The 14939-nt window shown below is 42.3% G+C and carries 15 protein-coding genes; 14 read left to right on the top strand and 1 reads right to left on the bottom strand.

Going from position 1 to position 14939, the window contains the following annotated elements; genetic code table 11:
* Positions 1-4: 4 nt before the first annotated feature.
* On the bottom strand, positions 5-898 hold the full coding sequence (locus tag JU57_RS11105; RefSeq protein ID WP_037960988.1) for a zinc ABC transporter substrate-binding protein: 894 nt from the start codon (positions 896-898) through the stop codon (positions 5-7).
* A gap of 142 nt (positions 899-1040) precedes the next feature.
* Between JU57_RS11105 and JU57_RS11100 the strand changes: the two genes are divergently transcribed.
* The 14 genes from JU57_RS11100 (at position 1041) to nuoH (ending at position 14939) form a co-directional block, all read left to right on the top strand.
* The gene (locus tag JU57_RS11100; RefSeq protein WP_051906822.1) at positions 1041-1412 is read left to right on the top strand and encodes a transcriptional repressor; all 372 of its coding nucleotides are present in this window, start codon (positions 1041-1043) and stop codon (positions 1410-1412) included.
* Positions 1409-1891, top strand: a complete 483-nt coding sequence (locus JU57_RS11095) for a hypothetical protein (RefSeq protein ID WP_037960985.1) — start codon at positions 1409-1411, stop codon at positions 1889-1891. Before JU57_RS11100 ends, JU57_RS11095 begins: the two co-directional genes overlap by 4 nt.
* A gap of 10 nt (positions 1892-1901) precedes the next feature.
* Positions 1902-2744, top strand: coding sequence for a deoxyribonuclease IV (gene nfo, locus JU57_RS11090; RefSeq protein WP_037960983.1), 843 nt, complete (start codon positions 1902-1904; stop codon positions 2742-2744).
* Between the two features lie 19 nt (positions 2745-2763).
* Positions 2764-3984 (top strand): porin, encoded by a 1221-nt coding sequence (locus JU57_RS11085; protein ID WP_037960980.1) that lies wholly within the window; start codon positions 2764-2766, stop codon positions 3982-3984.
* 2 nt (positions 3985-3986) lie between these two features.
* Positions 3987-5555, top strand: coding sequence for a fatty acid--CoA ligase (locus tag JU57_RS11080; RefSeq protein ID WP_037960977.1), 1569 nt, complete (start codon positions 3987-3989; stop codon positions 5553-5555).
* A gap of 104 nt (positions 5556-5659) precedes the next feature.
* On the top strand, positions 5660-7393 hold the full coding sequence (locus JU57_RS11075; RefSeq protein WP_037960974.1) for an ATP-binding protein: 1734 nt from the start codon (positions 5660-5662) through the stop codon (positions 7391-7393).
* A gap of 88 nt (positions 7394-7481) precedes the next feature.
* Positions 7482-7871, top strand: a complete 390-nt coding sequence (locus JU57_RS11070; protein WP_037961084.1) for an NAD(P)H-quinone oxidoreductase subunit 3 — start codon at positions 7482-7484, stop codon at positions 7869-7871.
* Positions 7853-8362: an NADH-quinone oxidoreductase subunit B gene (locus JU57_RS11065; RefSeq protein ID WP_037960971.1), complete on the top strand. Its 510-nt coding sequence runs from the start codon at positions 7853-7855 to the stop codon at positions 8360-8362. The genes JU57_RS11070 and JU57_RS11065 overlap by 19 nt, the downstream gene beginning before the upstream one ends.
* Positions 8359-9159: an NADH-quinone oxidoreductase subunit C gene (locus JU57_RS11060; RefSeq protein ID WP_037960968.1), complete on the top strand. Its 801-nt coding sequence runs from the start codon at positions 8359-8361 to the stop codon at positions 9157-9159. Before JU57_RS11065 ends, JU57_RS11060 begins: the two co-directional genes overlap by 4 nt.
* 2 nt (positions 9160-9161) lie before the next feature.
* Positions 9162-10388: an NADH dehydrogenase (quinone) subunit D gene (nuoD, locus tag JU57_RS11055; RefSeq protein ID WP_037960966.1), complete on the top strand. Its 1227-nt coding sequence runs from the start codon at positions 9162-9164 to the stop codon at positions 10386-10388.
* A gap of 9 nt (positions 10389-10397) precedes the next feature.
* Complete coding sequence (locus JU57_RS11050) at positions 10398-10637, top strand: NADH-ubiquinone oxidoreductase subunit E family protein (RefSeq protein ID WP_025343402.1); 240 nt, start codon at positions 10398-10400, stop codon at positions 10635-10637.
* Positions 10638-11480, top strand: coding sequence for a hypothetical protein (locus JU57_RS11045; RefSeq protein WP_037960963.1), 843 nt, complete (start codon positions 10638-10640; stop codon positions 11478-11480).
* On the top strand, positions 11477-13954 hold the full coding sequence (locus JU57_RS11040) for an NADH-quinone oxidoreductase subunit G (protein ID WP_037960960.1): 2478 nt from the start codon (positions 11477-11479) through the stop codon (positions 13952-13954). The genes JU57_RS11045 and JU57_RS11040 overlap by 4 nt, the downstream gene beginning before the upstream one ends.
* The gene (gene nuoH, locus JU57_RS11035) at positions 13947-14939 is read left to right on the top strand and encodes an NADH-quinone oxidoreductase subunit NuoH (protein ID WP_037960958.1); all 993 of its coding nucleotides are present in this window, start codon (positions 13947-13949) and stop codon (positions 14937-14939) included. The genes JU57_RS11040 and nuoH overlap by 8 nt, the downstream gene beginning before the upstream one ends.

Genomic DNA, 14939 nt, shown 5'->3' with positions numbered 1-14939 from the left:
TATATCATTTTAGTTCTGATTGAAAGATTTTTGCGATGCTTAAAAGATTTTCACTCCATTTATCGGAGAGTGGATCAATGGTGAGTGTTTTTCCATTGATTTGTTTGGCAATCGTTTGGGCACTTTTTTGTGAGAATTGTGGTGCGACAAAAACAACTTTAACATTCTCCTCTTTTGCCTCTTCAATCAAATGGGCAAGTTCACTCGCTTTTGGCTCTTTCCCATGTACTTCGATGGCGATTTGCTCTAAATCATAGCGCTTAGCAAAATAGCCAAAGGAAGGGTGGAAAACGATAAATTTACGATTTTTGACCTCGCTTAGGGTACTTCGAAGTGTCGCATCAAGTGCATCCAACGAGGCAATAAATGCGTCGTAATTGTGTGTGAATTCATTTTTGTGTTCAGGATAAAGGCTGACAAGGGCTTCATAAATATTTTTAGCCTGAGTTTTGACCAAAATAGGATCTAGCCAAACATGTGGATCAAGTTCACCTGCTTCATGCTGATGCTCGTGATCGTGATGCGCCTCTTTTTTAGAATCGGATTTTTCTTCGTCATCGTGATGATGTTCTGCCATTGCAATTTTATCAATCCCTTTAATCGTATCGACCATCAGCATTTTAGGATTGGTGCTTTGAAACTTAGGAAGCCACGCTTTTTCAAACCCATCGCCGATGCTAAAGTAAGCATCTGAGCTGGCAAGCTCTTTCATTTGTGAAGGTTTAGGCTCATACGTATGAGGGCTTGATCCTGGTGTTACCATAACGTTTACATGTAAAAAATCTTTTGCAATCTGTTCCACAAAATATTTTTGAGGCAAAATGCTGACCGTGACGGTCTGAGCGGCACTTAAGAGTGAACCAAAGAGAAGGGTAAAGAGAAGAAAAATGTATTTCATGCTGTTTCCTTTGCGACTTAGTTGCATAATTTGGATGCAATCTTAATCCAATGCAACTTAGTTGTGACTTAGAATGATTCTTTAATCGTATATGAAAAAAAATTGGGTACTATTTCTTAGATTTCATCCCAAAGGGGAAACGATGAGCGAACAGCTTCAAAACGTGTTTCAACAATACGACATCAAATTTACAACCGCGCGCGCTTCGATTTTAGAAGTGCTCAAAGTGGCTAATAGCCCTCTGAATTACGAGCAGATCAAAGAGCACATGAGCGTGAAAATGGACAAAGCAACGTTTTACCGCAACATCGCTAAGTTTGAAGAGTTGGGCATGGTGCATAAGTTCGAGTCGGATGATCGTAAATGGTATTTTGAACTCTCTAGCACGACGCATGCCCATTTTATTTGCGAGCAGTGCCATAAAATCACCTGTATGGAGGTCGATCTTGGCAAGGTGGAGGGTGAAGTAACCAGTATCGTTTTAAAAGGTACATGTAAGGAGTGTCATTCGTGAAAAAACTTTTACATGTAAGCTTTTTAGCCATGCTCTTTTTAAGTGGGTGTGCCGTAAAAAAGACGATTACGACTTCTGAAGCGTATGCGATTACGATTAAAAACAAACAGATCGCACTTTCCGATACAGGCTTTATTAACAAAGGAGAAAATTATGCAAATGTGCAGATTTTCTCTGCGGGCAATGTGCTTTTCAATCTTGAAATTATAGGAAATTATGTCTGTTTAGATGGGCGATGTTTGGATAAGCTTGCCTTTAATCAGCAGTTTTTTCAAGAGGAACATTACGCAGACTTAATGTACGATATTCTCCTGTGGCATCCTCTTTATGATGGTAAAAACCTTCGTAGAACTCCTCAAGGATTTGAACAAGATTTGGAGTTTTCCAACAGCCATCTTATCTACACAATAAAAGGGCAAACCCTTAGCTTTAGAGATACCAAAAACGGTATTTTAATACGTCTCAAACCATTGCCATAAAGGAATTTTCATGAAATTTGTTGGGGCACATGTGAGTGCCAGTGGCGGAGTTTTTAATGCTCCTATCAATGCCACAAAAATTGGAGCCAAAGCGTTCGCACTCTTTACTAAAAATCAACGTCAATGGGAAGGAAAGTCTTTAACCCAAGAAGAGATTGACCGTTTTAAAGCGGAGTTGGAAAAAGCAGAGATTTTACCCAAACATGTGCTTCCTCACGATAGCTATCTCATCAATTTGGGGCATCCAGAACTTGAAGCACGTGAAAAATCGTTGAATGCGTTCTTGGATGAGGTCAAACGCTGTGAAGCTTTAGGGCTTGATAAGCTCAATTTTCACCCAGGGAGTCATCTCAAACAGATCAGCGAAGAGGCATGTTTAGAGCTCATTAGCGCTTCTATGAATGAAGTGTTGCGTCACACAAATGGTGTGACCTTGGTTGTGGAAAATACCGCAGGACAAGGGAGCAATATGGGTTACAAAATGGAACATTTAGGCTATCTTATGGAGCACGCCATCGATCAAGAACGTGTCGGGGTTTGCATCGATACCTGCCATCTGTTTACTTCAGGTTACGATATAAGAAGTGAAGAGGCTTATAGGCAAACGATGGAAAAATTTGCTACAATCGTCGGATTTAAGTACCTCAAAGGGATGCACCTCAATGATTCTAAGCCAGATTTGGGCACTCACGTTGATAGACATGACTCTATTGGCAAGGGGAAATTAGGGTTAGAACCATTTAAGTTTATCATGAACGATGAACGTATGGATGACATTCCTTTAATACTTGAAACAATCGACGATTCACTATGGGCAGAAGAAATTGCACTGCTTTATAGTTTTACTCACTAAAATATTTTAAGGACAACTTATGACACAAACGGTAAGAGTTGCTACGTTACTCAGTTTGAGTGCGGCGACGCTTTTGGCTTCAGGATACCGTATCCCTGAACAATCTTTAAACTCAGTAGCACTTAGTGCGGCGTATGTCGCTAGTGCCAATGGCGCAGATGCGAGTTATTATAACCCTGCAAACATGTCTTTTATGGCAAACGGTGCTTACACGGAGGTTGCATTAACGTATATTAATCTACCCGAAGTTAATTTTGATGGTGCTGTCTCTTCGATGGATGGAAATTCTAAAGAAGAAGAATTTTTAATGCCAAACTTGCATTATGTCTCACCAATGGTGGGCAATTGGCGTTACGGTCTTTCTATTACAGCACCGGCTGGTCTTTCAAAACGCTGGGATGAAGCCTTTGCGAAAGCAAGTTCTGAAGAGTTTACATTAACGGTTATTGAAGTTAACCCAACAGTGAGTTATCTTGTGAATGAGCAACTCTCATTGGGCTTTGGTTTGCGTGGTGTTTATACCGATGGTGTGGTAAAAAGTGATGCTTCCGGACTTGGTTCTTTAGCAAACAGGGATTTGACCGGTGATTCGATTGACTTTGGTTACAATCTAGCCCTCAGTTACAAGCCGATTAAAGATGTTACCTTAGCTGCAACGTATCGCTCTAAAGTAGATTTGAGCGTTGAAGGTGATGCTACACTTGTTAGTGGGCTGTATAATGGCGGTGCAAGTGTAACGATTCCTCTTCCTGCCTCATTAGCATTAGCAGCAGCATATACCTATGAAAAAACAACGGTAGAATTTGTGTTTGAGCGAACCTATTGGTCAAGTTATAAAGATTTAGATTTTAACTATGATGTTGATTTAACCGCTACGGCTATGGCTGGATTTGATAACCCTATTGCAAAAAATTGGAAAGATGCTAATGCGTATCGTATTGGGTTAAGTCATCAATGCACCGACAATCTCAAAATGATGCTTGGTTTTGCGATCGATAAATCACCCGCTCCAAGCAATACCCTCGGTTTCGAGCTTCCTGATTCGGATGCAAAACTTTACTCCATTGGCTTTGAATACGCCATGAGTCAAAATCTTAAAGTGGGCTTGGCGTACCTTTATGACGATAAAGAAGATCGAACCGTAAGTAATTATAAGGGAGGAACATCGGTAGCGCCATCAGGTACCTTTACCGATTCATCTGCCCATCTTTTAACCGCATCACTCAAATATAAGTTTTAAAGATGCTCATCTATCCGTATCAAAATTTTTATGAGATCATGGAAGCGAATGCTAAAAATGATCCTAAAAAAACGGCTATTTTTATGGATGATCATAAAGTATCGTATGTGAAGCTCAAGCATCACATCGATACGTTTGCGCGTTTCTTGGAATTTAGCAGTATCAAAAGTGGGGATCGGGTTGCCATGATTGTCGGCAACTCGGTGGAGTTTATTGTCTCTTTGTTTGCGATTACGAAGATTGGAGCGATTGCCGTACCTCTGAATACCTTTTTGAAAAAAGAGGAGTTTGAGTATATTTTGAATGATTGCAGTGCCAAAATGCTCGTCTGCTCCGCCTCATTTGCCAATGAGACCAAAAACTTACTGGATACGACCAAGATTGAAAAGATCATTTGGTGCGATGATTATCCGCATTTGGATGAACGCAATTACAGCTTTAGCGAAATTGATGCAAGCGTAGATCGGAATGGTGACGTCGCCAACAAACCAACATTAAATGATTTGGCGTGTATCGTTTACACCTCTGGCACGACGGGAAAACCCAAAGGTGCCATGCTCTCGTATCGCAATATTTTCTCCAATGCGATCTCCGGAGCCGAATCATTTCACATTACATGTAAAGATCGTTTCATCGTTTTTTTACCGATGTTTCACAGCTTTACACTCTCCATTATGGTGCTTTTGCCTCTCTTTACCTGTTCGAGCATTGTCATTGTGCGCTCGGTTTTTCCTTTTGCGAATGTGCTTAAACAGACCCTGCTTAAACGTGTGACCATTTTTCTGGGTGTTCCAACCTTGTACAACGCGCTTTTAAAAGCAAAAATTCCATGGTATTTTATGTGGTTCAATCAAGTGCGTATTTTTATCTCAGGCAGTGCGCCACTCAGTGAGCAATCCTTGAATGATTTTAATGCCAAGTTTAAAAAAGCGACGCTTTTAGAAGGTTATGGACTCAGTGAGTGCTCACCTGCGGTGTGTGTGAACCGACTGGATCATCAAAAACCGCTCTCTGTTGGCTTACCGCTCCCCAGTTACGAAGTGAAAATCGTCAATGAAGAGCGTGTTGAGGTCAAAACGGGCGAAGTGGGTGAAATTATGGTGAAAGGCGATTGCGTGATGCAAGGCTACCTTAATCATGCTGATGCGACCGATGAGACCATCATCAATGGCTGGCTTTTGAGTGGTGATTTGGGTAAAAAAGATGGCGATGGCTTTATTTATATTGTGGATCGTAAAAAAGATCTGATTATCTCTAAAGGAATTAACATTTATCCTAGAGAAATCGAAGAAGTTATCTACAAATACGAAGGTGTTGATGCCGTTGCGGTTATCGGACTCAGAAATGAACAGACCAACGATGAAGAGGTTTTGGCCTTTATTCAACTCCAAGAGGGTGTGGAACTTCAAGAAAGTGAATTACGCGCTTACCTTAAGCAACATGTGGCAAATTTTAAGCTACCGAAGCATATTTACTTTGTTGAAGAGCTTCCTAAGAATGCAACGGGTAAGGTTCTAAAGCGAGTTTTAAAGGAAAATGTTAAAAATGGTGGAATTTTACGTAAAAGATAGAGATTAACTTTTTAATCAAAGGGTTATTTTATCATCATCTTGCCATCATATATTTCCATGTAGTCGTATAAAAATATTTTTACTACGGATTAAAAGGCTTTGTATTGCAGTATTTGATAGATTTTTTAGAGAGTAAAACGGTTCAAACATCCACAATTTATGAGCATCTTAAATGTTCGATTGACGAAGCAAAATTTTTACAATTAATGACCAAAGAGTACGTACAAGGCTCCGTTGACCTTGGTGTTGGAGAGATTTTGATTAAGCTTTTTGGCGATAAGAAGTATGCGCATCTGCAAAAACTCTCGTTGGTCAAAGAGTTGATCGAGCAAGGATGGATTGTGCAAAACAATTTTTTGAGTTCAAAGATCATGGATGTCTCCAACTTAGAACTTTTAAACAGTAGTGTTACACTGAGTTCTGCTTTTTTAAAGCTTTTGGAAGAGGGCACCTTAGAGGTTGTGTTACCAGATGTTACGCCTTACGCCGATCATCTTGAATATCTTAAAGATCAGTTTTTCCGAATAGAGCTGTATCAAAAACTAAGCCAAACCAAACACAATGCAACGGAAAATTCACCAAGCATTGGACGTCTTAAAAATAAACTCGACCTTTTAGAAAGTCGGATTGTTGAGCGTATCAAAGTCACACAAAATGAGATCATCGTTGAAAATATTTTCAAAGAAAATGAGTTAAGCCCTAAAGAGCAGCTCATTTTTTTAGCCCTTCTTAAAGAGGAGTATGCCGGTGAGTTTGAAAGTTTACGCGATATGAATACGCTCATTAGCCTGATCAGCGTCGATGATTATGAGAAGATTAAAAATCGTTCCTTACTTGAAGAGGGCTCAAAACTCATCGAAAATCTCATTATTGATTACGATGAGATGCTGAGCACCTTTGGTGGCGTGACGCGAAGCTTTTTCATCTCCGAAGAGATTTTGCAAAAGATCATGCACCCCAATAAAGAGAAAAAAAGCAAGAAAATTAAGCTTGATATGCTCATTGGTGAGCAGGAACTTTTTGAACTGATCGACCCTAAGACCAATTTGGATGATGTCATCTTGCATCCCAAAACCAAAGAAGTTCTCGATAATTTACTCAAACAAATTGATAAAAATGTGGTGAAGTTACTGCGCGAATGGGGCATCAAAGAGCGTCGTAGTGGCATTGATGCGAAGATTATTCTCTACGGCGCTCCGGGGACGGGTAAAACGATGACAGCCCTTTCTTTAGCGAAGTCGATGAAAAAGCGCGTGCTCAGTTTTGACTGTTCCAAGATTCTCTCCAAGTATGTTGGCGAGAGTGAAAAAAATGTACGCAGTATTTTTGATACGTACAAAGAGCTGTGCAAAAAGACGAAAAGTGAGCCTCTTTTACTTTTAAATGAGGCGGATCAATTCTTAAGTGCACGCTCAACCGACAGTGGCGCAAGTGCCGATAAAATGCACAATCAGATGCAAAATATCTTTTTAGAGCAGATTGAGCGTTTTGATGGACTACTTATTGCAACAACAAACCTTTTAGAGACGATCGATCCTGCATTTTCAAGGCGTTTTGACTATAAAATTGCCTTTGAAAAGCCTGATGTGAAACAGCGAATTGAACTGTGGAAAAAGCTTTTACCTGAAAATGCTACCTATGAAGAGGGATTGGATATTGAAAAACTCGCTTCGTACCCGCTCACAGGAGGACAGATCAAAGTCGTGCTTAAAAATACAGCGCTTAAAGTCGCTGCTAAAGCGCAACCGCTGTTTACGTTTGAAGATTTTAAACTCTCGATTGACCGCGAAACCAAAGGCGCCTTTGGTGATGCAAAATCCGTTGGATTTATGAATTAAAGGCTTAAGCAAGCCTTTCTGAGTGCTTACATGTAAAGCACTCAGATGGATTTGTTATAAAATGAATGAAGGAATGATAATGACCCCTTTGTCGCATATGGATTTTGCCCATCCCTACTTTGGAGCTTTTTTCCTCCTTGTTTTTGGCGCTGTTGTCTTTTATGGCATTACCGTCTTAGCACGTGTCGTTAGCCGTAAAATGGCGCGACTCGATACGGAAAAACTCAAACTCAGCATTTACGAATGCGGTCCCGAAGTGACCAAACAGCCCAATAAAATTTCGGCACATTTTTACCTGTTTGCGCTTTTGTTTATTTTGTTTGATGTCGAGATTATCTTTATGTTTCCATGGGCAGTGGATTTTAAAGCTCTGGGAATGTTTGGGTTTGTTGAGATGATTTTATTTGTCATTATTTTAACCATTGGTTTTGCATACGCATGGAAAAAAGGAGCGCTCGAATGGCACAGCATAAGATAAATTACCTTCAAGAAGCAGGACTTCCTGTGGCACTTACCACAGTCGATAAACTGGTTCAATGGGGTAGAAGTAACTCGCTTTGGCCACTCACCTACGGGCTTGCCTGTTGTGCGATTGAGATGATGGCAACGGGGGCGAGTCGTTATGACTTTGACCGTTTTGGAACGATTTTTAGAGCGAGTCCTAGACAAGCCGATGTCATCGTGATCGCAGGAACCTTGACCAAAAAACATGCGCCATTTATGCGTCGTTTGTACGATCAAATGCCCGATCCAAAATGGGTCATTAGCATGGGAAGTTGTGCCAATACGGGGGGTATGTTCAACACCTACGCAACCGTTCAAGGGGCTGATCGCATTATTCCTGTGGATATTTATTTACCAGGCTGTGCGCCACGTCCTGAAACCCTTCAATACGCACTTATGTTGCTACAAAAGAAAATCCGCACCGAGAAAGCATCACGCAGATTAGAACCTAAAAGGTTGGTATGATGAGAAGTTACAGCGATAAACACAATGTTCAAAAAAAGTCGTATTACAACGATCGTTACTTCGTGGCACCCCAAATTCCTAAAGAAGCCGTGGAGAGCGATGACGTTTTTGCAAACGATTTATCTGTTTTAAAAACAAAATTTGAGATTCAAGAGGCCTATATTCAAAAAGGGCAACTGGTTGTTTACATTGACCCAAAAGATAACGTGAGTGTTTTACAAACCCTTAGAGATGAGCTTTCTTATAACTTTTTAAGCGAACACAGTGCGATTGACTGGTTAGCCAAAAGCGGCGAATTTGAGATTTTTTACCAAATGCTCTCCACCTCAAAGCGTAAACGCATGCGTGTGAAATGTTTTATTAAAGAGAAAGAGGTGCTTAAAAGCGTGATTGGTGTTTACAAAAGTGCCGATTGGGCGGAGCGCGAGATGTACGATATGTTTGGCGTCATTATCAGCGGACATCCCTATATGAAACGTATTTTAATGCCCGATGATTGGTATGATCATCCGCTTCGCAAAACCTATCCATTGCAGGGGGATGAAGTGGCGCAATGGTATGAGATCGACAAGATTTTTGGCAAAGAGTACCGCGACATCATAGGCCCTGAAGAGCGTGACAGTGCGCGCGTGGATGTGAACGATACGTACCGTTTTGCACACCTCAACCACGAAGTTCCTTTTGGTGCTGAACCAAGCCAAGAAAAAACAGTGACCGATTACCAAGAAGAGGGTGGCGTGTTTATCGTGAAAAAACTCAAAAAAGAAGATGCTATAACCCTGAAAGAGAGATATTAATCATGCAAAAAGTCAATCGCCTAAAACCTTTTTTTGAGAATATCGCTTTTGAGCGTGAAGATAACCACATGATCGTCAACTTTGGTCCACAGCATCCCAGCGCACATGGGCAGCTTCGTCTGATTTTGGAACTCGATGGCGAAAAAGTGAGTAAAGCAACGCCTGATATTGGTTATTTGCACCGCGGTATGGAGAAGATGGCGGAGAATATGATCTACAACGAATTCTTGCCAACAACCGATCGAATGGACTACATCGCCGCAACAGCCAATAACTACGGCTTTGCGCTCTCGGTTGAAAAACTCATCGGGCTTGAAGTGCCACGTCGGGCTAAAGTGATTCGTATGATGCTTTTAGAGCTCAACCGCATCTCTTCGCACCTTTTTTGGCTCGCAACGCATGCGCTTGACGTGGGCGCGATGACGATTTTCCTTTACACCTTTAGAGAAAGGGAGTACACACTGGATTTGATCGAAGACTATTGTGGCGCGCGTTTGACGCACTCTTCGGTGAGAATCGGTGGTGTGCCACTGGATTTGCCTAAAGGTTGGATTGATGGGCTCAATAAATTCATTAACCATTTGCCACTTGATATTGCAGATTACGAAGGCTTGTTAGATCAAAATCGTATCTGGAAAATGCGTTTGGAAGATGTCGGTATTGTCACCCCTGAGCAAGCGCAAAGCTGGGGCTGTAGTGGCCCGATGCTCAGAGGTTCGGGCATCGCATGGGATATTCGCAAAGAAGAGCCGTACGAGCTCTACGATGAAGTGGAGTTTGATGTGCCTGTGAGTACGACCTGTGATAGTTACGGACGGTATAAACTGCATATGGAAGAGATGCGCCAAAGTGTTCGCATCCTTAAGCAACTCATTCCAATGTATGAGGAAACATCACCTGAAATCATGGCACATGCGCCTCAATATATCTCTGCACCCAAAGAGCAGATTATGACGCAAAATTACTCGTTGATGCAGCATTTTGTCCTTGTGACACAAGGCATGCGTCCACCTGTGGGTGAAGTGTATGTGGCGACCGAATCGCCTAAAGGCGAACTTGGTTTTTACATCAACTCTCAAGGCGATCCGTATCCTTACAGGTTGAAGCTTCGAGCGCCAAGTTTTTTCCATACGGCACTGTTACAAGAGATTTTAGTGGGTGAATATTTAGCCGACGTGGTTGCGATCATTGGTAACGCGAACATCGTCTTTGGCGAAATTGACAGATAGGAGAAGCACATGCAACGGTATGATTTACGCCATTTAGGGGATGATTTTTACGGACGTATGCTTGAGATCATCGACGAGACTGCTATGGGCGAAGTGTCCATCTTTATGTTTGAGATCGGTGATTTTTCTCCGATCCAAAAAAGCGCGGATGTGATTAAAGAGGCAGGTTGGACACTGATGAATTCGTTGAAGTTCAATGAAGCCGATTGGACGATTGTCGTTAAAAAAGTGAAAAGTGAAGTAGCATAGATGGTCAAAAAGCAATTTATAGAAGCCTTAAATCAGTCAAGTAATGACTCTTTTGCGTTTACATGTAAAGGATTTGATCTTATGATTTGCGTGGGAACACTGCCTTCGCGCCATGACACAACACTTTTAGAAAAGGTGAGTGCGAGTACAGCTAAAGTGGTCTATCTCTTTACGATGGAAGATCCTGCTTTGGTTGAAAAAAGTACATTTTTTAGCCGTTACGAAGTCGGTGCCGAAGAGGGTGTATTGGCGCTTCTTGCCAAAAGTTTTCTTTTACATGTAAAGCTTCCTGAAACTGTTCAAAACTATTTTGAAGAACTCGATGAGGGTTACATCAGTGCGGAGAGCAATCTAGGCGAAGAAGAGATCGAAGAGATTGAAGCGTTGTATCAAGAAGCTCACCGTGTGCTGATTGTTTTAGGAGATGATCTGATCCGTCATCCACAAGCTGCTTCTATTGCACATCTTGCAGGATTGATCGCAAAGTTTGGCAAAGCAAAATTGCTTGTTGTGGGTAGCACACCTGAAATGATTGTCTCATCACAAAATGAGAGCGTTTTAAACGCGGTTGAAAATCTAAAAAGTTTTGACGGGGTTGTGGTCTATCAATGCCCTGTAACACGAGTGGATGAAGAGCATCTGCTTATAGGTTCCGCTCAGTTTCAAATGGCAGCCAAAGTGCAAAACAACGACAAAATCACGGTTGCTATCAACCAAGAGGTCTATCCGCGTACCTTTGTTCGCGACGATAGTTTAAAAGGCGTGATCGCTTTAATGCCCTGTGCGAAAGCGGATTCGAGCTATCCCTACCATGTAGTAAAAATAGTGAAGGCAGAGCAATGAGCGATGTTTTAATAACCATAGATGGAAAACAGTATACCGCGACAGAAGGTGAGTACGTTTTAGGCGTTGCGCGCAGAAACGATATTTTTATCCCAGCGCTCTGTTATGTGACGAATTGTTCACCAACCTTAGCGTGTCGTTTGTGTTTAGTAGACATCGATGGCAAGCGAGCGTACAGTTGTAACGCGCGTGCCAAAGAGGGCATGAACGTCATCACGAAAACCGAAGAGATCGAAAAAGAGCGTCGAGCGATCATGGAGATTTACGACATTAACCATCCCTTAGAGTGTGGCGTGTGCGATCAAAGTGGTGAGTGTGAACTGCAAAACTACACCTTGCACATGGGCGTGGACAGCCAACATCACTGCATCGCCGATACGCATCGCCCAACGAAACAGTGGGGCAAAATCCATTACGACGCATCACTCTGTATCGTCTGTGAGCGCTGTGTCACCGTCTGTAAAGATATGATCGGTGAATCCGCCTTAAAAACCGTTCCTCGCGGTGGTGCAGAGCTTGATAAAACATGGAAAGATAAAACCGAAAAAGACGCCTATGCGATGTGGAATAAACTCCAAAAGTCGATCATCGGTATCGCCAGTGGGGCTGAAACACTCGACTGTACGCAGTGTGGCGAGTGTACAGCGGTGTGTCCAGTGGGTGCACTCGTAGGCTCAGACTTCCAATACACGTCCAATGCGTGGGAACTGAAAAAAATCCCAGCGGCAAACCCACACAGCAGTGACTGTTCACTTTTGTATTACGATGTCAAACACACGAGTACGAGCAATCCAGAACCTAAGATTTACCGTGTCAATAGCGATCATAACTACGCACCATTACATGCCGCAGCGCGCTATGGTTTTGACTTCCAAAACGAGGTTACATGTAAAGATGAAACTGCCTTTGCACGCGTGGTGGAACTGCTTCAAACCAACGTCGATACCATCGTTTTTGACAGCTACATTACCAATGAAGAAGCGTTGATTTTACAAAAACTCAAAGAGAAATTTGGCTTTAAACTCGTGAACGAAGATGCCAAAGCGTATCAAAACTTCCTCAAACATTTTGCAAGTACCGCAGGTTCAAACCTTTACAGTGGGGATTTGAAGTCTGTTTCTGAGAGCAATTTTGTCGTGAGTTTTGGGACTGCGATTAAGACCGACAGTCCTAATGCAGGCTATGCAATGAATAACGCCATTGGTATGAACAAAGGTGCTGGACTTTATTTCCACCCTGTGGCAGACCCAATCGTTTCAGCGTACTCTAAAAACTTACTGAGCATTACGCATAAAATTGGCGCTGAAGAGGCGATTGCGTATCTTCTCCTTGATCTTTTTGGCGACAAAGAGACGATGCCAAAAAGTGTTGTTGACTATCTTACCTCTTTCCACACCATAGAGAAAAAAACCATTCAAGAGAGCGTCAAAGAAGACATTAAAGAGATGGTGAAAGACGAAGAGAGCGGCGAAGAGAAAGAGGTTGTTAAAACCATCACGAAAATGGTAGATAAAGAGATCGAAGTCGATACCAATGCTTTGATTGAACTCATTGGCGCTGAAGCGGATTTGGTGGAAAAAATCACCAAACTTTTAGATAAAAAAGATAGCTTTAGTTTGATCGCAGGTGAAGACCTTTTCAATCATCCACGAGCAGAAAATATCGCGAAACTGTTAGGTTTGATCGAGCGATTTACCGCGTTTAAACTGCTCATTATTCCGTCTCGCACCAACACACTGGGTGTTTCACTTATCTGTGATTTGGACGATGCCAAAGGAAACTTTAGTTTAGGTTATAACGTCAAAGGCGACTTTACGTTAAGTGCACTGGGCAAAGGTGATTTGGATATGCCAGCTCTCAATCAACAAGAAGGGACGTTTACGTCGATGAACAAACGCGTCGTTCCGACCAATGCAGCACTGCCATTTAAAGGCTATTGTCTCAATGACATCGCCAATGCCGTGGGCTTAGAAGCGGAGTGGACGATTGATTATACGCCGTATTTGCCGAGTGAAAAAGGCTTTAAAGCCGAGAAATTTGATCACTTGCCGAATCGTTTTGAAAACGATGGCACTGAAAATCGTGGCTATGCACTTGAGCTTCAAACCTTTACATGTAAAGATGAAGTAGAACCCATTTCAAGCTTTACATGTAAAGAGGGCGATGTGGTTTACAGAGCCAACCCTGTGCATCAGTTTAGCGCCTTTACCAACAAAGCGCATCAACTCAGTGAAGCAGGCGCGCTGTACGCATCAACGGCTTTCTTGGAAGCCAAAAGTCTTCACGATGGTGCGGTCGTAACCGTAGAAAATGAAGCAGGTGCGAAATTAGTGATTGCGGTCAAAGAAGAGAAGATGATCGACGGATTGATCGCGTATCTTCCAACATTTGATACCAAAATCGATACCGCACCGTTTTTTAAAGAGGGATATCGTTTCGCTCACGTCGTGATTAAAGGAGTTGAACATGTTTGAAACAGCCGTTTTGGTTGAAACCCTTGTCAAAGCCGTCATTGTTGTCGCGGTGGTTGCAGGTATGGCAGGGTTTGCAACGTTTATTGAACGCAAAGTGTTAGCCTTTATGCAACGCCGTCTAGGACCCATGAATGTAGGACCGTATGGATTATTGCAACTGGCCGCTGATGGTATTAAACTCTTCACCAAAGAGGACATTGTGCCTCAAAATGCTGTGAAGCCTATTTTCATGATCGCTCCTGTGATTGCTGCAACAACAGCCTTTGTGGCGATGGCAGCGGTTCCTTATTTTCCTGAATTTACGCTGTTTGGGTATGTGATTCATCCGATTATCTCCGACATTAACGTAGCGCTTTTGTATGTGATGGGCGTGGCATCGGTCGGTATTTACGGACCTCTACTGGCTGGTATGAGCAGTGCCAACAAATGGTCACTTTTAGGTGCGGCGCGCGCTGTTATTCAGATGCTCTCCTTTGAAGTGGTCACGGGCTTATCCGTTCTGGCACCCATTATGATGATAGGCTCACTCTCTTTGATTGATATTAATGACTATCAAGTCGGTGGGATCACGCATTGGTTGATTTGGAAACAACCTTTAGCCTTTATTTTGTTTGCGATGGCAGGTTTTATGGAAACCAATCGTGCGCCGTTTGATACGATTGAGTTTGAAGCTGAAGTGGTGGCTGGGTATGCGACAGAGTATTCAGGCATGCGTTGGGGTCTCTTTTTCATTGGTGAATATGCCAATATGATCACGATTTCAGTGCTGGTGAGCATTCTTTTTATGGGTGGTTACAATTCGCTTTGGTTTATCCCTGGTGCGGTAATGATGTTAATCAAAGTCTCTTTTTGGGTCTTTTTATTTTTATGGGTAAGAGCCGCATGGCCACACATTAGACCCGATCAGTTGATGTGGGTCTGTTGGAAAGTCTTAATGCCTTTAGCGGTGGTCAATATTTTGATCACGGGCTTTGTGCTGATTTAG

It is taken from the genome of Sulfurospirillum sp. SCADC, from assembly GCF_000743525.1.
In the GTDB taxonomy this organism is placed as follows: domain Bacteria; phylum Campylobacterota; class Campylobacteria; order Campylobacterales; family Sulfurospirillaceae; genus Sulfurospirillum.
The sequence above is the reverse complement of the archived record's forward strand: the minus strand, read 5'-3'. Positions and strand labels throughout refer to the sequence as shown.